The sequence below is a fragment of the Desulfovibrio sp. 3_1_syn3 genome (genome assembly GCF_000145315.2).
GTDB lineage: Bacteria > Desulfobacterota > Desulfovibrionia > Desulfovibrionales > Desulfovibrionaceae > Desulfovibrio > Desulfovibrio fairfieldensis.
This window is the reverse complement of record NZ_ADDR02000001.1, coordinates 1,795,001-1,812,437: the sequence shown is the minus strand read 5'-3', so window position 1 is coordinate 1,812,437 and position 17,437 is coordinate 1,795,001. Positions and strand designations below refer to the sequence as shown.

Below are 17,437 nucleotides of genomic sequence, written 5' to 3'. Positions count from 1 at the left end.
GGACTTCATTTGCCGAAAGGACAGACGGGATAACGGCACTCCGGACAGGCGGAACAGAAACCGCCGTGCCCCAGCACGGCCACGTCTTCCGCCGTCACGTCAAGTCCGGCCAGCAGGCGCGGCACCAGCAGATCGAAGATGCTCGCCTTGTGGTACATGACGCAGCCCGGCAGGCCCAGCACCGGCACGCGGCCCTTGGGCGTGCGGGCGTAGGCCAGCAGGAACATGGCCCCGGGATAAACCGGCGCGCCGTAGCTGACCACCTCCGCGCCCGCCGCGCGGATGGCCGCCGGGGTGCGGTCGTCAGGGTCCACCGACATGCCGCCGGTGACCACCACCATGTCCGCGCCCTGTTGCAGAAAGGCGGCAATGGCCGACGCGGTCATCTCCACGTCGTCGCTGGTCAGGGTCTGGCCCATGACGCTGCTGCCCAGGCCCGCGAATTTTTTGCGCAGCACCGGGCCGAAGCCGTCCTGAATACGCCCGTAAAACACTTCGCTGCCCGTGGTGACCATGCCCACCTGGAAACGGCGCAGGGGCAGCACCTCCACCACCGGAGAACCGACCATGCCCTCAAGGGCGCGCAGCTTTTCGTCGCCAATGAGCAGCGGCACCACGCGGGTACCCGCCACGTCCCGGCCCTTGTCCACTTTTTGCAAGCTGTGCAGCGTTGCCAGGGTGATTTCGCCCAGGCTGTTGATGCGGCTGAGCGCGGCCACGTCCACCCGCAGCAGGCCGTCACAGGCGGCGGAAAAATTGATCCGCCCTTCCTTGGGCTCGCTGAGCAGGATGTTGGCCCCGGCCGTGACCGCGGCAATGCGGGCCGCCGCCTCGTTTTCATGCACCATGCCCGGCAGGGGCTCGAACACGAAGAGGTGCTCCTTGCCCACTTCCAGCAGTACGGGAATGTCTTCTTCCCGCACCACATGGCCTTTGCGGAAGACCGGCCCCTTGCTCTGCCCCGGCACGATGCGGGTGATGTCGTGACAAAGCACGCTGCCCACGGCATCGCGCACATCAATGGTTTTCATGGCCGCCGGTTTCGACATGGCGTCTCCAAAGCCTTAGATATGAGATAGTTGTCGTCCCAATGGTTTTTTACAAATATTTCCCGCGTCGCCGGGGTGTTGCGAAAGCAATCTCATTGAAGTTGTGCATATTTCTGAACTATGCTTTTATCAACATATTACCAATCCCGCCATAATATGCAAAATAAAAAATAGGCATTTACAAATCGTGGACATTTTAACAGGCTGTCTTATAATACTTTTTTCTATCTATTTTCTCTCTTTTCACTGAAAACGTGACTATTGGCGAAAGACGGGAGCGCGGGGGATCACTTTTTTCCCGCGCAGGACAACGGATGAGGGCGGGAATTGACAGGAGCCCTTTTTCCTGCAAGAGGAAGCAGAAAAACACGCTGCCGCTCCTTGGCGGCACAGCGCACGGCACGGCGTCTTGCCGCAAGCCGGAGAACTTGCCATGAACAGATTCTTTTGTCGTCCGTCCCGGCCTCGGCGGCCTTCCATGTCGGTTTCCGCCCGGATTCTGGCTCTGGCCCTGCCCGCGGGTTTTCTCCTGGCCGGTTGCGGCCTTTTCTCCGATCCGCCCCCGCCCCCGGCATATCAGCCCGGCCCGGTGGAAGCCTATCTGATTTCCGCCTCCGCCGGGGAATCCACCACGCTGGACGACCCGGCCTTCGGCAAGAGCGTCCGCGTCACCCTGGACGACGGTTTTACCTCGGCCAAGGGCGAGGAATGCAAACGTGCCACCGTGCTGGCCGGGCAGAAAGAGGCCGAGGTGGTGGTCATCTGCCGGGACGGCGAAGGGCAGTGGCGGATGGCGCCGAGGGTTTGGGGACAGGGTATCGACACTCCCTGACTGAAAGGACGCCTTTTGCCTTCTGGACTGCGTCAGAAGGCGATTGCGGCCCGGGCCTGTACCAAAGAGTACTATTCCTGAGCCGCAATCGCCTTCTTCCTTGCCGAAAAACAAAAATCGTCCTTTCAGGCTGTCGCGCAATACAGCTCTGCGCCGCGTTCACGCCGCACGGCCCGGATCAACACAAGGCGTGATCACAACCATGCTCAAATCATTCCGCTTTGTTCTCGCTCTCCTTTGTGTCGGCCTTGTCTGCGGGACGGGCCCGTCCGCCCGGGCCGCCGACAGCGTGCTGCCCTACGGGGCCAATCTTTTTCAGGGTAATTTCGCCAAAAGCCAGGAAAACGGCGCGGTGGCTCCCGGCGACCGCGTGGTGCTGCGCCTCTGGGGCGGCGGCCTGAATGTGGACGGCACCTTCACTGTGGACGCGCTGGGCCGCATCGACCTGCCGGAAGTGGGCCCCCTGCCCGTGGCGGGGCTGGCCCACGACAAGCTGGTGGACGACCTGCGCAGCAAGCTGGCGGCCACCGGCCATGCCGACACACAGGTTTATGCGGCTCCGCTGGACGCCCGGCCCGTTTCCATTTTCGTGACCGGCGGCGTGGCCAAGCCCGGCCGTTACGCGGGCTCGCCCAATGATCCGGTGCTCAGCTTTCTGGACAAGGCCGGAGGCATCGACCCGGTGCGCGGCAGTTACCGGGCCGTGAACCTGATCCGCGACGGCAAGACCATCAACAGCCTGGACCTCTATCCCTTTGCGCGCCGGGGCGAGCTGCCCTCCGTGCGCCTGCAGGAAGGCGACACCCTGGTGGTGGGCGACAAGGGCCCGACGGTCACGGCCACAGGCGCGGTGCGCAACGCCGCGCGTTTTGAGTTTCTCAAGGGCCGGGCCACGGGCGCGGCGCTCATGGAACTGGCCGAACCTGAACGCCGGGCCTCGCACGTCGCCCTCAACGGCACGCGCAACGGCGCGCCCTACAGCACCTATCTGCCGCTCAAGGAATTGCGCCATCTCAACCTGGAGGACGGCGACCGCGTAGAGTTCATGGCCGACGCCACGGGCAACACCATGATGATCGAAGTTCAGGGCGCGGTGCGCGGCACGTCGCGTTTTCCGGTGCGCCGGGGCGCGCGCCTCAAGGACGTGCAGAACTTCATCGCCGTGGAGCCGGGGCGGGCCAATATCAAGGCCATGTACATCAAGCGCAAAAGCGTGGCCGCCCGGCAGAAGAAAGCCATTGCCGACTCCCTGCGCCGCCTGGAGGAAACCGCGCTCACGGCCTCGTCCTCCAGCTCCGAGGAATCACAGATCCGGGCCAAGGAAGCGGAGATGATCGCCAAATTCGTGGAACGGGCCAAGAGCGTGGAGCCCGAGGGCGTGGTGGTGCTGGACAACGGCGCGGACAGCGGCAAGCTGGTGCTGGAGGATGGCGACGTCATCGTGATCCCCGGCAAGAGCGACGTGGTGCTGGTCAGCGGCGAGGTCATGGTGCCCCAGGCCATGCTCTGGAACGAGGACAAGGATCTCCGGGATTACATCAAGGGCGCGGGCGGCTACAGCAACCGGGCCGATCGGGATCATGTGCTGGTCATGCACCAGAACGGCTCGGTTTCCCAGAACGGCGACGCCATCCGCTCCGGCGACCAGATCCTGGTGCTTCCCAAGGTGGAATCCAAGAATATGCAGGCCGTCAAGGACATTTCCCAGGTGCTCATGCAGGTGGCTGTGTCCACCGGCGCGGTGCTCGGCCTGCCGTTCCTGCAATAATCTTCCATTTGACGAACAAAACGGCGCGCGCTCTTCCGGTGAAGAGCGCGCGCCGTTGCAGTTATAAAAGAAAAAAACTTACACCGTCAGGTCAAGAGCTCCGGGCAGCGCACCGGCTTGAGTCGCGGAGGTTCCGGCAGCCTCGACCGGCGCTGCCACCGAGGCTGCCGCGGCAACGGCGGCAGTACTCTCCGCGCCGCCGGTATCGAATGCCGTGGTTGCAATCAGCCGCGCCCCGCCGTCAGTACGCCCTTGCGCGGGCTTGGCAGTCGCATCAGCCGTTACGGAGGCAGACGCGCCCTGTTCATCCACGGAAGATTCCGAAGCAGCCTTCCGCTCGTCCGAACCGTTCAGGATTTCCTCGGTCTTTTCTTCCAGGCGTTTTTTGATCTCATCCAGATTATCCTGAGACTTTTCAGCCACGTTCTGCCGCATGTCCAACTGCATCCGGCGGGCGGCTTTCTGTCCCTCAAGAACCCTGCGGCTCATACTCGCGCCATTGGGGTCAGCAGCCATACAGGCCGCCATGCCCGCGAGAAGCACGCTGTCCTGGCGGTTGGCCATCTGACCGCGCGCCTCGGCGGCGATCTGCCGGGCTTTGCTGTATTTGGACTCCTGGCTGTCGGTGGAAACGAAATTCCCGGCCATGACATTGATGCCGTCCACGCCCATACAGACCTCCTCTACTCCGCCTCTCCCACGCCGCAACGGGCGGCACGCAGAATATTCCAATTCCCCTATTTCATATATCGCTCTTCCGGCCGTAAACTTTAGAGCAGCGGCTGCTCCCCGGTGGAAAAACCCGCTTTTCCTCACCGCCCGGCAGAAAAACGAATATCCGCTTCCCACCGCAGCCGGAGCGCAATTTTATCCAAGCGGGCCGCCGGGGCGGCGCATAGCATATCCTTCAAAAGGAGATGCCATGTCCGCCTGTTATTGCAGCCATTGTTACGCGCTCTGCGCCGCCGTGCTCTGGTCCTCGGCGTATGTCTTCACCAAGGTGGCGCTGGCTTCGTTCACGCCCGCGACTCTCGGCTTTCTGCGGTGCGCCGTGGCCGCCCTTGCCCTGCTCTGCCTGGCCGCGCGGCACGCAAAGCCTGCCGCGAGGGACTGGCCCGTATTCCTGCTTTCCGGCATTCTTGGCTTTTCCCTGTATCTCTGGCTGTTCAACACGGGACAGGCCGGCCTGACCGCCGCCACGAGCTGCGCTCTGATCTCCACCGCGCCCCTGATCACGGCGGTCATGGCGGCCGGGCTGCTGCGGGAAAGGCTGCGTCCCTCGGGCTGGCTCGCTCTGGCTCTGGCCTTTGCCGGAGCCCTGATCCTTACGCTTTGGGACGGAAGGCTTTCCCTCAATGACGGGATTTTCTGGACTCTGGGAGCAGCCGTCTGCATCAGCGGCTACAATCTGCTGCAACGGCGCTATGCCGGGCGCTGCGGCACGCTGACGCTGACCGCCTGGAGCTTCGTCTGCGCCGCGCTGACGCTCAGCCCTTTCGCGCCCGAAGCCGTGCGCCGATTCTGCCTCGCGCCCTGGACGCACTGTTGCGCGGTCGTCTTTCTGGGGCTTTTCCCCAGCGCCCTGGCCTATCTGCTTTGGGCCAAAGCGCTGGCCCTAGCGAAAAGCACCGGCACTGTAGCCGCCTATATGTTTCTGACCCCGCTCTTTTCCTTTTTGCTGGGCTATGCCGTTCTGGCTGAGATGCCCGGACCGGGGACCTTCGCGGGCGGGGCCCTAATTCTGGCCGGGCTGGCATTGTTTCAACGTGGCCGGAGTTGACCGCCGGTCAGCCCCAATTCTCCCAGAAAATGCAGGCCTCGCGGTAAGCCCTGGGGCTGACGCCCAGCGCCCGCTTGAAACAGCGGTCCAGATGACTCTGATCGCAAAAGCCGAGCCGAGCGGCCAGGTCGGCAATGGACGGCGCGTGCGCGAGCAGGTGGCGAGCCGCGCGGACCCGGCTTTGCACAAGATACTTGTGCGGCGTGAGCCCCAGTTCCCGCCTGAAGCGGCGGATAAAATGAAAGGGACTGAGCGCATCCGCAGCGGGGGCCGTGTCCGCGCCTTCCTCCTCCGGGAGCTCAAAACGCCGCAGCGATGCGCTGACAGCGGGATGCAGCGGCGGCCGCCCGTCCCTGGCCGGCATTCCCGTCTCCGGAAGCAGGGTATTCAGGCCGGTCAGCAGCGCGCCCGCGTCCTCCGGGCGTAGCAGGCCCTTTTCCCGCAGCAGGCCGCAATACTCCGCGCAGACGCGTTTGAGCGCCTCGCGGCGCAGGGCCGCGCAACGTTGCAGGTCAATGCAGAGGGAAACACAATCAAAATCGTCGCTGTAGGCCGGACTGTGCGGCTCATGCCGCGCCACGGCATACACGCTGCCGCGCGGGTAAACGCATTCCGTCCGGCCCCGCCGCAGGCAGACCACGCCCCGGCGTACCAGGGTCAGGGTACAGGTTGCTCCACGAGATGCGGGGCCCCATGCCGCCGCTCTTGTCAGGCCGGGGCCCCGCGCCTATCATGGCTCCATCGGGCGTCTGCGCCCGCAAAGGAGTTTATAATGCTGCAATTTACTGTTGATAAAGATAGATGCGTTTCCTGCGGCGCCTGCGCCGAGGACTGCCTGCCCCAGGCCATTCAGATGCGGGATCAGTATCCGGTTATCCCCAATGAGGACATCTGTATGCGCTGCCTGCACTGTCTGGCGGTCTGTCCCGTGGGGGCCATTTCCATTCTGGGGCACAGTCCTGCGGAAAGCAAAGCTCTCAAAGGGAACCTGCCCGCGCCGGAGCAGGTGGCGACCCTGATGAAGGGCCGCCGTTCCGTACGCCGCTACATCCGGAAAGACGTGGACCCCGCGCTGCTTCGCCAAGTGCTGGACGTGGCGGCGCAAGCGCCCACGGGGGTCAACGCGCGTAAGCTCTGGGTGACGGTCATTGACGATCTTGAGGTCATGGATGACTTCCGGCGCGAAGTCTACCAGCGCCTGGAGAATCTGGTGCGGGAAAACCGTATGCCGGAAAACCCGCGCCGCCGTTTTTTCACCACCGCGCCGGAGCTCTGGCGCAACGGCCAGGACCCCATTTTCCGGCAGGCGCCCCACTGCATTCTGGTTTCCAATGCCGTGGACGCGCCCTGCCGGGAGCAGGACTCGCTGATCTATCTTTCGTACTTTGAACTCATGGCCCAGAGCGCCGGTCTGGGCACGGTCTGGTGCGGCCTGCTCTACTGGTGTCTGCGGCTGGTGCTGCCGGAACTGCTGCCCCGGCTGGGCATTCCGGAGACGCATGAACTGGGCTACGCCATGCTTTTCGGCTCTCCGGCGGTGTACTATATGCGCACCGCGGAACACGGCCCGGCCGAAATCCACCGCGTGGTCTGGTCCGGCCGCTGAGCGGGCCGCCGGTAGCCGGACTCGCGCCCGGCGTCTGGTACCGTGTGACGTTTAAACGTCACACGGTACCAGACGAACGCCCACCTTCTCCCCCAGCACCTTGTGCAGCAGTTTGCGGCTGCGCTCCATTTCGCGCAATTCCATGGGGCAGGCGGCCACGGTTTTGATGTGGAGCTCCAGTTTTTTGCCCCGGCGTTGAAATTCCGCCGCGCGCACCAACTGGCAATGGGTTTTGTCCAGGCGCTCGGCCAGGGTCAGAAAAAGGGAAAGAATCCGCACGGCCTCCTGCCGGGCCGGAGCGAGTTGCGCGAAAATTTCGTATTTGGGCGAAGCCCGCTTGCGGTGAAAATAGACCGTGGCAGCCAGCACATCGATTTCCTCATCCGTGAAGCCCAGCAGTTCCTTGTTCCGGATCAGATAGTGGCTGTGGGCATGGTGGTTCTCAAAGGAAATGAAAATGCCCACGTCATGCAGCAGGCCCGCGTAACGCAGAAGTTCGCGACGGCCCTTGCCGCCTTTGTGCAGCCCCAGGCTGGCGGCGCTGTCGAAAAGCATCAGGGCCAGATCGCCCACGTGGCGGGAGTGGCGCTCCTCAAAGCGGCAGAGACGGCCCAGTTGCAGTACGCTCTGCTCCCGCGTGGGAATGCCCTCGGGGAAGACATCGGGCCGGGTCCGCATCAGATAGTCCAGCAAAATGCCGTTTTGCAGGCTGCGGTTGCTGACGCTGATGCTCTCCACGCCCAGCTCTTCCATCAGGGTCTGGACAATGGCCGCTCCGGCCACGATGACGTCGGCCCGTTTGGGATTGATGCCCGGCAGAGCCCGGCGCTCCTCCAGAGTGCAATTTCGGATTCTGTCCGCCAGGGGCAACAATTTGTCATAGGTCAGAAAGCGCGCTTCCGGCGCTTTTTTGCCCAGTCCCGTCTGGTCGGCGGCAGCGGCCATGGCTGCCAGGTTCTGGATGGTGCCGGAACTGCCCACGGCCTCGGCCAGATCGTAACCTTCAATGCGCTTGACCGCGTGCAGCAGTTGATTGCGGATGGCGTCCTGCACCTGGCGGTAACGCGCCGCGGATGCCGGGCCGTCGTCCGCGCCGAAAAACTGGTTGCTCAGGCGCACACAGCCCACTTTCACGGAATCCAAATTGGAGAAATTGTGGGAATTGCCCACAATCAGCTCCGTGCTGCCGCCGCCGATGTCGATGAACAGCCGGTTTTCCTCGCTGTATTCCAGGCCGCTGGCCACGCCCAGATAGATCAGGCGCGCCTCCTCCCGTCCGGAAATGACGGTGAAGGTCAGGCCCGTATGCTCCCGGACCCGCTTGAGAAAAACCGGGGCGTTATCCGCGTCGCGCACGGCTGCCGTGGCGCAGGCCACAATATCCGTAACGCCGTAAGCCGAACACATCCCGGCCATGCCCTGGAGCACATGGACAGTGCGCTGCATGGCCTCCTCGTGCAGGCGGCCGTGCAGAAACACGCCCTCGCCCAGACGGACCATATGCTTAACCTGATTGAGCACCGTGCAGGAGGCATTGACCGGCCCCACCCGCACCAGCATCAGGCGCACGGAGTTGCTGCCCAGGTCGAAAATGCCCAGCACCTTGCCGGGCTGAACGGCGGTTCCGGGGGCCTCGCCCGTTCCCACTGACCCAGCGGGAACGGCGGCATGGGCCGGGGACTTCATTGCGGCAGGCATGAACAGCGCAGCTCCCTGCCGAACTCGGCTTCAAAAAGGTCTCCCTTGACCTTGGCCCGGCGCATTTCCTCCGGGCAGGGGGCCTTGGCCTGCAGGCACAATTCCACGCGCTTTTTGCCGATCCGGGCGCTGATGTCCTCCACCAGGCCCTGACGGCTGTAATCCAAGGCGTCGGCCAAGCGCAACAGCGCGGCCAGACGCCGCACGCATTTCCGATCATCCTTGCCCAACGCTGCGAAACGCCGATGCCGGGGCGAAGGCCAAGCCCGCCGGTGATAGCGTGCCAGCAGAGCCACCAGGGAACGTTCCGTCTCATCCGGCACCAGGGCCGGATCCGTTTCAATAAGCCGCATGCTGGTTTTATGGTGCTTTTTCCGGCCCTCCACCCAACCGATATCGTGCAGGCGGGCGGCGGCGCGCAGGCGCTCTTCCCAAGGGGCACCCAGCTTGTGCAGCGGCGCAAATTCGCGGAAAAGCGCGGCGGCAAGGTGCTCCACCTGTCGGCCGTGAACCAGAGCCCCGGTGTAGACCGGGTCATCGGGCAGGCTGGGTTCGTAGGCCACGTCCACCGGCGCGACCGTGCAGTGCGCGGCAGCGCCGTCCACGGGCTTCGGCGTCTTGGCCGCGGGGGCCTTTGCAGCGGCTTTCGGCGCGCTTTCAGCGGCGGGCGCCGATGCGGCCTTGGCCGTACCGCCGCTTTTGGCGCGGGAAGGCCGCTTCCTGGCCGGGGGAGCGGGTTTGGCCGTTGTGGCCGTTGGAGCCAGTGTTTTGTTTTCGTCGTTGTCTTTTTTCATAGTTTGGTCGGCGTTAGGGTTGGCATTACTTCTGAGAGGCACTGTACAATTCTATCAGGCTCTCCTGAGAATTGACAAGCTTGTCCTTTTTTCCGGGCTTGATGCGAAGATATTCACCGTCGGCAAGCATTCTGTAGCACTGTACAGTGTCTTTCAAATGCAGTTTCAGAACAGTATTGCGAAGATAGTCGCGCAGTTCCTTGTCCAGCACGGGCGTCAGAACTTCCACGCGGCGGTTGAGATTGCGCGGCATCATGTCGGCACTGCCCATGTACAGCTCGTCAGCGCCGTTATTGCAGAACCAGTAGATGCGCGGATGTTCGAGAAAACGCCCCACCACGGAGGTGACGTCGATATTTTCGCTCACCCCCGGCAGGCCCGGTCTGAGGCAGCAGATGCCGCGCACCTGCAGGTCAATGCGCACCCCGGCCTGTGAGGCGCGGTACAGCGCGCGGATCAGCCCTTCGTCCACCAGGTGATTGCATTTGATGATGATCTGACCGTTGCCGCGCTCCCGCTGATGCTCGATTTCGCGCTCAATGCGCGAGAGCAGGCCCCGGCGCATATTGACCGGTGAAACCAGAAGGCGCTGATAGCGTTCGTGCACGGCGTAGCCGGTCATGTAGTTGAAAAGATCCGTTATATCCGCGCAGATCTGCGGATCGGCCGTGAGCAAGCCCATATCCGTATAAATCCGGGCGGTGGAAGGATTGTAGTTGCCTGTGCCGATGTGCGCGTAGCAGGTCAGGCCGCGCCCCTCCCTGCGGACCACAAGGCAGAGTTTGGCATGGATCTTCATGCCCTTGAGGCCGTAGACCACGTTGACGCCCGCATCCTCCAGTTCCTCGGCCCAGGTGATGTTGCGTTCCTCGTCGAAGCGGGCCTTCAGCTCCACCACGGCCGTGACCTGCTTGCCGCGCCTCCGGGCCTCCATGAGCGCCCCCACGATGGGCGAATTGGCGCCTACCCGGTAAAGGGTCTGCTTGATGGCCATCACGTCCGGGTCCTCGCTGGCCTGTCGGATAAATTCCAGCACGGCACAAAAACTGTCGTACGGGTGGTAGAGCAGCCTGTCCTTGGCGCGGATGGCCGGAAACATGCTTTCCATGCCGCAGATGTCGGGCTGACGGGGGTGCTGCGGCGGCAGCTTGAGGCCGGGCCTGTCCACGCCGTAAAACGGCAACATCTGGGAAAAAGCCAGGGGCCCCCGGATCTTGTAGATTTGAAACGGCCTCACCTCCAGATGCCGCGCCAGAAAATCAACCAGCATGCGATTCACCCCGCTGGCGAACTCCAGGCGCACCACATCGCCGAAGCGGCGCTGGTCCACCAGGTCCCTGATGGCTTCCAGTAGGTCGTCGGCTTCTTCCTCGGCAAGCTCCAGGTCCGTATTGCGAGTGATCCGGAACAGGCCGCAGGCCAGAATTTTATTGCCGTAAAACAGGGTTTCCAGATACTGGCGGATCAGATCCTCCAGCAGAATCACGTCTGTGTCGCGCAGATTGCTGGACAGGCCGAGGCAGACGTAATCCTTGGCCGCCTTGGTGCGCGGCACGAAAACGAAACGCGAAACATTGCTGGGGCAGCGCAGCCGGGCAAAACGGATGGTATTGTCCGGGCACTGGAGCTGGACGATAAAGTTGATACTCAGATTGGAAATGGTGGGAAAGGGATGGGCCGGATCAATGGCCTGGGGCGTCAGCACCGGATAGACTTCGGTATGGAAAAAATCATCCAGAAATTTACGCTGTTTTTCCGTGAGCTGGCTGTAGCGCCGGAAGCGCACGCCTTTTTTAGCCAACTGGCGTGAAAGTTCTTTCCAGTGCTTATAGGCTGTTTCCTGCAGGGCCAGAACCCGCTTGCGGATTTCCGCCAGCTGGCGGGCCGGGCGCAGCTTGTCCGGCGTGCCGCAGGGCAGACCGTTCTTGTGCTGCTGCACGATGCCCGCCACCCGGACCATGAAGAATTCATCCAGGTTATTGTGAAAAATAGCCAGAAATTTCAACTGCTCCAGCAGCGGAAAACGCGGATCCAGCGCCTGGTCAAGCACCCTGGCGTTGAATTTCAGCCAGCTCAACTCGCGGTTCAGATACAGATCCGGGCAGCTCAGATCTTCAATCGCCGCGGCGCAGCACCCCGCTTGGCCTTCATCAACCTCGACGGACCCGGTTGCAACGGCATCCTTGGGCATACGATCTCCTCAGTGAGCGTTGAACAGGCACGATCCAGGCACGGCCCCGCCCGTTATGATCCGCTTGTTCAGCATACAGCACACGGGACGGCAGACAAGAAGCAAAAGGTGACATTTTCGTGACATTTTCCGGGACGGCTCACCGCCCGCCGATCACACGCCAAGCAATGCCCCAATCCTCGGGCTCGGGCACATGCACCTCTTCCCAGGCAAAGGGCGTGGGCCGCCGCGTCACGCCAAAATACAGAGGCCCTTCGGACTCTTCAACCTCACTCCAGGGCTCCCCTTGGGGAAATTGCAGATTATAGGCCGCTACATTTTCCAGACGGCTTTTGTCCACAATGACAGGCGGCTCAATGACCACATTTTCCCATTGGCCGCTCAACAGACGCAAATAGCGCCAGCTGCCGCCTTTGATCTGCACATTGCGCAAATCCAGGCGCCGGGTGACTTCCCCGGCCTTGCTGCCCAGTATCGGCGACGCCAGGACAATGTCCCGCGCTTCCAGGTTGCCGCCGCCCAATGACAAATGCGCCGGAGCCGGGTCACGGTGCAGGACGTATATTTTGCCCTTGCCCAAAGCATGCGCGCTGTTGCCCGCCCCGCCCTTGCCGGAGGAATACAGATTATAGACCAGATAGCCCTTGACCGTGCTGAGCACCTCCGCACCGGACAGGCTGGAGTCGCGCACAATCAACTCGGCGGCTCCCAGACGGGAATCGGCGATGGTGCAGTTCTGCATGAAAATGGCGTCGCAATAGACTGAAAAGCGGCTGAAAATGCTGTTGCGCGCAATCAGGAAGCTTTTATTTTTTTCAGCCATGTGGATTTTGATCTTGCCGCCGCTGATCTGCGAATCTTCCACACAAATCCGGAGCTCCTGGCCGGACAGCAACAGCCCGTAGTTTTCTTCGGGCACGATATCGGTCATTTTCTTGAACGACACCTTGCCGCCCGCTCCCTGAAGTTCGGCCAGGCGGACTCTGTACAGACGGCTTTGTTCAAAAAGCACGTCCTTCATGGACGAGCCCTCGAACGTGGTCAGCACAAGCGTGCCGTCGGCATTTTTTCCCGACTCCAGAGCGCAATTCCTGAACACCACATTTTCAAATGTGGAATGGCTCAGATCCACCCGCGAAAAGCGGCAGTTTTCAAAAATAATGTTGCGGAAATGCGCTCCGCCCGCGACCACGTCTTCAAACACCATGTCCCGGATGACCGTATCCGCCAGGCGCAGGTCGCAGAGGCGGACGCCCACAAAGGTATGCCCGCTGAGTTGTTTGCCCGCACCGGAAAGACGCACCTCCGCGCCGGAGGTCTGGCTGAAAAAAATAATAAACGCCGCCAGAAGCAAACTGAAACGGCGCATACTGCGCAACATAGGGTCTCCTCCGTCCAGGGGCTCCGCCTGTCCCGGACTGCAATACTCTTTTCAAGACATAATAATCATTTATCTGATCATAGGGTAGCTGTCCACAGCGGCAGCCGCCGTTTTCGCGGTAAAACGGCCCGACAGGGAACAGCGAAAAAAGAAAGCCCGATTGCCGAAACAGCCGGGCTTCACGCTTCTTGCGTGAAAGAAGAATACGAATCTACAAATCGGCCACTAACCCTGGCTGGTTAAAAACACTTTTTTACAACATACAGCATGCCGCGCTTTGGCTGACGATCCTGCTAAAACTAAAAAGCATGTTCGAAATTTTTGCAATCAGCCATCAGGGGCTGTTTCTAAATTCTGGAGTAAAAAGCATAGGTTGACGAATCCGGAAAGCAACAGGACTGAGTCAGAAACAGCCCCTAGAGAAAAATCGCACTTCAGCGCCGGAAATAGGAAATGATTTCACGAACATCATCCGCAAACAGCGAAAGGTATTCAAAAAAGCTCTGTTTGCGCAACAGCATGCCGGTCATATCCGCAAGCAGCTTGGCATCCACTTCCGGAGGCGAGAAAGGCAGCGCACCTGAACCGCCGGGCAAAGGAGCTTCCCCGCTGCCCCTGATAAGCCGGAACGAGGCCTGGGCGCGTTCCACAAAGTCCTGGGGCACGCTGTCATCCTCGGCGAGAGGCACGCCGGGCCGGGCGCGCATATCCGGCTCACGGTAATCCACAATAATTTTAAGCTTGTTTTTCTTGGTCAGAAACATCATCCGGTAGGCAAGGCTGCCACGGTTCCAGGGGCCGGATTCATGCGCATTGAACCAGGGGTCGTTCTCCGCCGTGGGCAGCACTGTGGTGCCCGTGCCCTCAAGTTCGTCATACCGTAGGTTGACATGATGCAGACCTACCACGCCGGTGACCGCATCCGAAGCCCAAGAGAGCGTTCCCGAAGTAAAAGCCAGAATAACGATCATCCGGGCGGGCGGACACGCCTCATCCCCGGCGCCGTTGGCATACAGGCCATACCAGACATTTGCGGGGTAGGTTCTCATGATCCTGGCGCTCAGCCTGGGAAAAATCCTGGTCCGGCGGGCGTCAAGCAGGTCGAAGTCCTCACGGCAACGCACGGCAAGCGAAGGCGCATAGGCGGAAATCAGCATACCATCCGCCGACACAACGCGCCGAGCCTTGGCCAGCTTATAAATAATGCCAGCCAGGCACACGAGCGGGACCAACAAAATGAGCACAAGACGCGCCATACAACCTCCTCGCGGCGAGTGCCATGCAACACTTAAAACTTCGTTTTACGTGTTAAGACCACTGCGCCGGAAAGCGTGGTTATCTTTGCCGTCGATGTCCGTAATTCGCTTCGCTCAAACGGGCACGGCACTTCGCACCGCCTTCGGTCGCTTCGGCGTGAAGATCGCACAGCAAAAAACGTGTTTTTTTGCTGTGCTCTCGCCACATGCGACGGTGCGCAACCCCTTACGGGTTTGCGACATGTGTCGATCTCGACGCGACACCAGATTGTTTCTGTAGTTCGGACTTGCCCGGAAAACAGGGGAAAGTCAACGAGGCGGAAGACGCGGCCCGCCTCGCTTGAGACCCATTGTGATACGGGACAGAAATCCCGCCGCCCAACGCTGTCGGGATTTCCGCATTTCCAGGAGATAAAAGGAGGCCGCATGGCTTCGCATACAAGCCGCTGCGGGCAGCATCAAAAAGACTGCTACGGATTTTTTTCAATCCCCCGCAATGTGCCGTTCTGAATGTAAAAAATATGACTAGACCGCTTCGGAGGGCTCTCCCCCGGCGTGGGTTTCGAAAACGGCCGCACATGCATAATTATCATTTTTCCCGCAGTGGCCCTGCTCACTTTCATGCAGTAATTGAAATCTCCTATTCCCTCGCGCTCCAATTCCGCGCGTACCAGATTCTCAGCCTCTAGAATTTCTTCCTTGCTCGGCAAATCGACATTAAATTCCTTGTCAAACGCAATGACAAGAGTGCCGGTCAGGCAATCGTCTTCGCCTGACGGCAAAATGCGCAAACGCTGAAAAGCGGCAGCGGGCACGCCGATAACTGTCAAAAGGCAGAAAAGGGCACAGGCGAAGAGCAAGGCGCGCATCGGCCTGAATTCTCCACAAATACTGCCCGGAACGGCACGCCAGATTTCCGGCTCTTCGGCAATGGCCATCTGAGCGCAATATCTGATCATCATGTGGTTGTCCACCACACATAGGGTGGAGGGCAGGATACGCCGGAGATACCGTCAAGGAAGCGGCGTGCAGGCGCGAAGAAGCCCGAGAGGATATCCCCCAGCGGCAAAAAAGCTCCCTGGGCAGTTTTAGAAGCGGCTCCGAGGGTTTTCCAGCCTGGCCGGTTCAAGGTGATGTGATGAAGGGAGGGATGGATGAAGGAAGCGGTGGGATGGTTCGGGAATTCGCGGAGTTGGGGGGGCGCAGGCGCGGCAGCATAGGGGGACAAGAGAAGCCCCCCACGCGCTGAGAGCGGCGAGGGGGGCTTCCGAATAATTTTTGGCAGCGGCCTACTTTCCCACATGACGTTATGCAGTATCATCGGCGAGGAAGAGCTTAACTACCGAGTTCGGAATGGGATCGGGTGTACCCTCTTCTCTATGGCTGCCAAAAAATTTGTCAAAATATAATTGACAGGGAAGGAAGGAGTTTTTCAAGAGAACAAGCCTCACGGGCTATTAGTACTGGTCAGCTCCACGCCTCGCGGCGCTTCCACCCCCAGCCTATCAACGAGGTAGTCTACCTCGGCCCTTCAGGACTTGCGTCAGGGAGAACTTATCTTAAGGCAGGCTTCCCGCTTAGATGCTTTCAGCGGTTATCCCTTCCGCACATAGCTACCCTGCTATGCCGTTGGCACGACAACAGGTCCACCAGGGGTGCGTCCATCCCGGTCCTCTCGTACTAGGGACAGGCCCTTTCAATTCTCCAACGCCCACAGAAGATAGGGACCAAACTGTCTCACGACGTTTTAAACCCAGCTCGCGTACCACTTTAAACGGCGAACAGCCGTACCCTTGGGACCTGCTTCAGCCCCAGGATGTGATGAGCCGACATCGAGGTGCCAAACCGCATCGTCGATGTGAACTCTTGGATGCGATCAGCCTGTTATCCCCGGCGTACCTTTTATCCAATGAGCGATGGCCCTTCCATTCGGGACCACCGGATCACTAACACCTACTTTCGTACCTGCTCGAGATGTCTCTCTCGCAGTCAAGCTCCCTTATGCGTTTGCACTCGACGGCTGGTTTCCAATCAGCCTGAGGGAACCTTTGCATGCCTCCGTTACATTTTAGGAGGCGACCGCCCCAGTCAAACTACCCACCAGACACTGTTCCCTCGCCGGCTTACGGCTGAGGGTTAGGGACCTGAAAAAACAAGGGTGGTATTTCAACAATGGCTCCCTCCATACTAGCGTACAGAGTTCACAGCCTCCCACCTATCCTACACATGCAGGTTCAAATCCCAATGTCAAGCTATAGTAAAGGTGCACAGGGTCTTTCCGTCTTTCTGCGGGTACACGGCATTTTCACCGCGACTTCAATTTCACCGAGTCTCTGGCCGAGACAGTGTGGAGATCGTTACGCCATTCGTGCAGGTCGGAACTTACCCGACAAGGAATTTCGCTACCTTAGGACCGTTATAGTTACGGCCGCCGTTTACCGGGGCTTCAATTCGGAGCTTCGCTTGCGCTGACCCCTCCTTTTAACCTTCCGGCACCGGGCAGGCGTCAGTCCGTATACGTCGTCTTTACGACTTCGCACAGACCTATGTTTTTAGTAAACAGTCGCCACCACCATTTCTCTGCGGCTCCCTCAGGCTCAACAAGTGAATCGCTTCACCTAAAGGAGCACCCCTTCTTCCGAAGGTACGGGGTTATTTTGCCGAGTTCCTTGGCCAGAGTTCTCTCGAGCGCCTTGGATTATTCATCCCACCCACCTGAGTTGGTTTCCGGTACGGTTTGCGTGTTCTAAACTTAGAAGCTTTTCTTGGCAGCATAGACTCAGCGACTTCAGGGCTTACGCCCACGGACTCGCGTCTCAGCATAAAGGGAAACGGATTTGCCTGCTTCCCATGCCTACTCGCTTGCACCGGGTAATCCAACACCCGGATCGCCTATCTTCCTGCGTCCCTCCTTCGCGCGAACACACAAGTACGTGAATATTAACACGTTTCCCATCAGCTACGCCTTTCAGCCTTGCCTTAGGGGCCGACTAACCCTGGGAAGATTACCTTTACCCAGGAAACCTTGGGTTTACGGCGAACGGGTTTTTCACCCGTTTTATCGTTACTCATGTCAGCATAA

Annotated in this window: 13 protein-coding genes and 2 rRNA genes (1 of these 15 only partly in view); 4 read left to right on the top strand and 11 right to left on the bottom strand. The window is 60.3% G+C overall.

The window, feature by feature from the left end; genetic code table 11:
- Window positions 1–5: 5 nt before the first annotated feature.
- On the bottom strand, window positions 6–1,031 hold the full coding sequence (locus HMPREF0326_RS07655; protein WP_442852258.1) for a molybdopterin-binding protein: 1,026 nt from the start codon (window positions 1,029–1,031) through the stop codon (window positions 6–8).
- A 451-nt stretch (window positions 1,032–1,482) separates the two neighbouring features.
- Between HMPREF0326_RS07655 and HMPREF0326_RS07650 the strand changes: the two genes are divergently transcribed.
- On the top strand, window positions 1,483–1,881 hold the full coding sequence (locus HMPREF0326_RS07650) for a DVU3141 family protein (protein ID WP_008686395.1): 399 nt from the start codon (window positions 1,483–1,485) through the stop codon (window positions 1,879–1,881).
- A gap of 202 nt (window positions 1,882–2,083) precedes the next feature.
- Window positions 2,084–3,649: a polysaccharide biosynthesis/export family protein gene (locus tag HMPREF0326_RS07645; protein ID WP_008686394.1), complete on the top strand. Its 1,566-nt coding sequence runs from the start codon at window positions 2,084–2,086 to the stop codon at window positions 3,647–3,649.
- 78 nt (window positions 3,650–3,727) lie between these two features.
- Here the strand turns inward: HMPREF0326_RS07645 and HMPREF0326_RS07640 are convergent, their stop codons facing one another.
- A complete protein-coding gene (locus tag HMPREF0326_RS07640; protein WP_008686393.1) occupies window positions 3,728–4,321 on the bottom strand; it encodes a hypothetical protein in 594 nt (197 codons plus the stop codon).
- Between the two features lie 250 nt (window positions 4,322–4,571).
- Between HMPREF0326_RS07640 and HMPREF0326_RS07635 the strand changes: the two genes are divergently transcribed.
- Complete coding sequence (locus tag HMPREF0326_RS07635; RefSeq protein ID WP_008686392.1) at window positions 4,572–5,429, top strand: DMT family transporter; 858 nt, start codon at window positions 4,572–4,574, stop codon at window positions 5,427–5,429.
- 7 nt (window positions 5,430–5,436) lie between these two features.
- Here HMPREF0326_RS07635 and HMPREF0326_RS07630 read toward each other — a convergent pair whose 3' ends face one another.
- Window positions 5,437–6,069 (bottom strand): helix-turn-helix domain-containing protein, encoded by a 633-nt coding sequence (locus HMPREF0326_RS07630; protein WP_008686391.1) that lies wholly within the window; start codon window positions 6,067–6,069, stop codon window positions 5,437–5,439.
- Between the two features lie 132 nt (window positions 6,070–6,201).
- Between HMPREF0326_RS07630 and HMPREF0326_RS07625 the strand changes: the two genes are divergently transcribed.
- The gene (locus tag HMPREF0326_RS07625) at window positions 6,202–7,035 is read left to right on the top strand and encodes a nitroreductase family protein (protein WP_020990397.1); all 834 of its coding nucleotides are present in this window, start codon (window positions 6,202–6,204) and stop codon (window positions 7,033–7,035) included.
- Window positions 7,036–7,086: 51 nt separating this feature from the next.
- On the opposite strand, the gene HMPREF0326_RS07620 is transcribed toward HMPREF0326_RS07625, so the two are convergent.
- From HMPREF0326_RS07620 to HMPREF0326_RS07585, 8 genes are all read right to left on the bottom strand, one after another.
- Window positions 7,087–8,733 (bottom strand): Ppx/GppA phosphatase family protein, encoded by a 1,647-nt coding sequence (locus tag HMPREF0326_RS07620; RefSeq protein ID WP_020990396.1) that lies wholly within the window; start codon window positions 8,731–8,733, stop codon window positions 7,087–7,089.
- Window positions 8,718–9,527 carry an HD domain-containing protein gene (locus tag HMPREF0326_RS07615; protein WP_009301900.1) on the bottom strand — a complete coding sequence of 270 codons (810 nt, stop codon included), beginning with the start codon at window positions 9,525–9,527 and terminating at the stop codon, window positions 8,718–8,720. The genes HMPREF0326_RS07620 and HMPREF0326_RS07615 overlap by 16 nt, the downstream gene beginning before the upstream one ends.
- Window positions 9,528–9,552: 25 nt before the next feature.
- Complete coding sequence (ppk1, locus tag HMPREF0326_RS07610; RefSeq protein ID WP_008686387.1) at window positions 9,553–11,718, bottom strand: polyphosphate kinase 1; 2,166 nt, start codon at window positions 11,716–11,718, stop codon at window positions 9,553–9,555.
- A 139-nt stretch (window positions 11,719–11,857) separates the two neighbouring features.
- Window positions 11,858–13,099: a pentapeptide repeat-containing protein gene (locus HMPREF0326_RS07605; RefSeq protein WP_008686386.1), complete on the bottom strand. Its 1,242-nt coding sequence runs from the start codon at window positions 13,097–13,099 to the stop codon at window positions 11,858–11,860.
- Window positions 13,100–13,533: 434 nt separating this feature from the next.
- The gene (locus HMPREF0326_RS07600) at window positions 13,534–14,355 is read right to left on the bottom strand and encodes a DUF4851 domain-containing protein (protein ID WP_008686385.1); all 822 of its coding nucleotides are present in this window, start codon (window positions 14,353–14,355) and stop codon (window positions 13,534–13,536) included.
- 470 nt (window positions 14,356–14,825) lie between these two features.
- Window positions 14,826–15,317 (bottom strand): hypothetical protein, encoded by a 492-nt coding sequence (locus tag HMPREF0326_RS07595; RefSeq protein ID WP_020990395.1) that lies wholly within the window; start codon window positions 15,315–15,317, stop codon window positions 14,826–14,828.
- 314 nt (window positions 15,318–15,631) lie between these two features.
- Window positions 15,632–15,746 (bottom strand): 5S ribosomal RNA (gene rrf, locus HMPREF0326_RS07590).
- Between the two features lie 45 nt (window positions 15,747–15,791).
- A 23S ribosomal RNA gene (locus HMPREF0326_RS07585) occupies window positions 15,792–17,437 on the bottom strand (it continues 1,286 nt past the right edge of the window).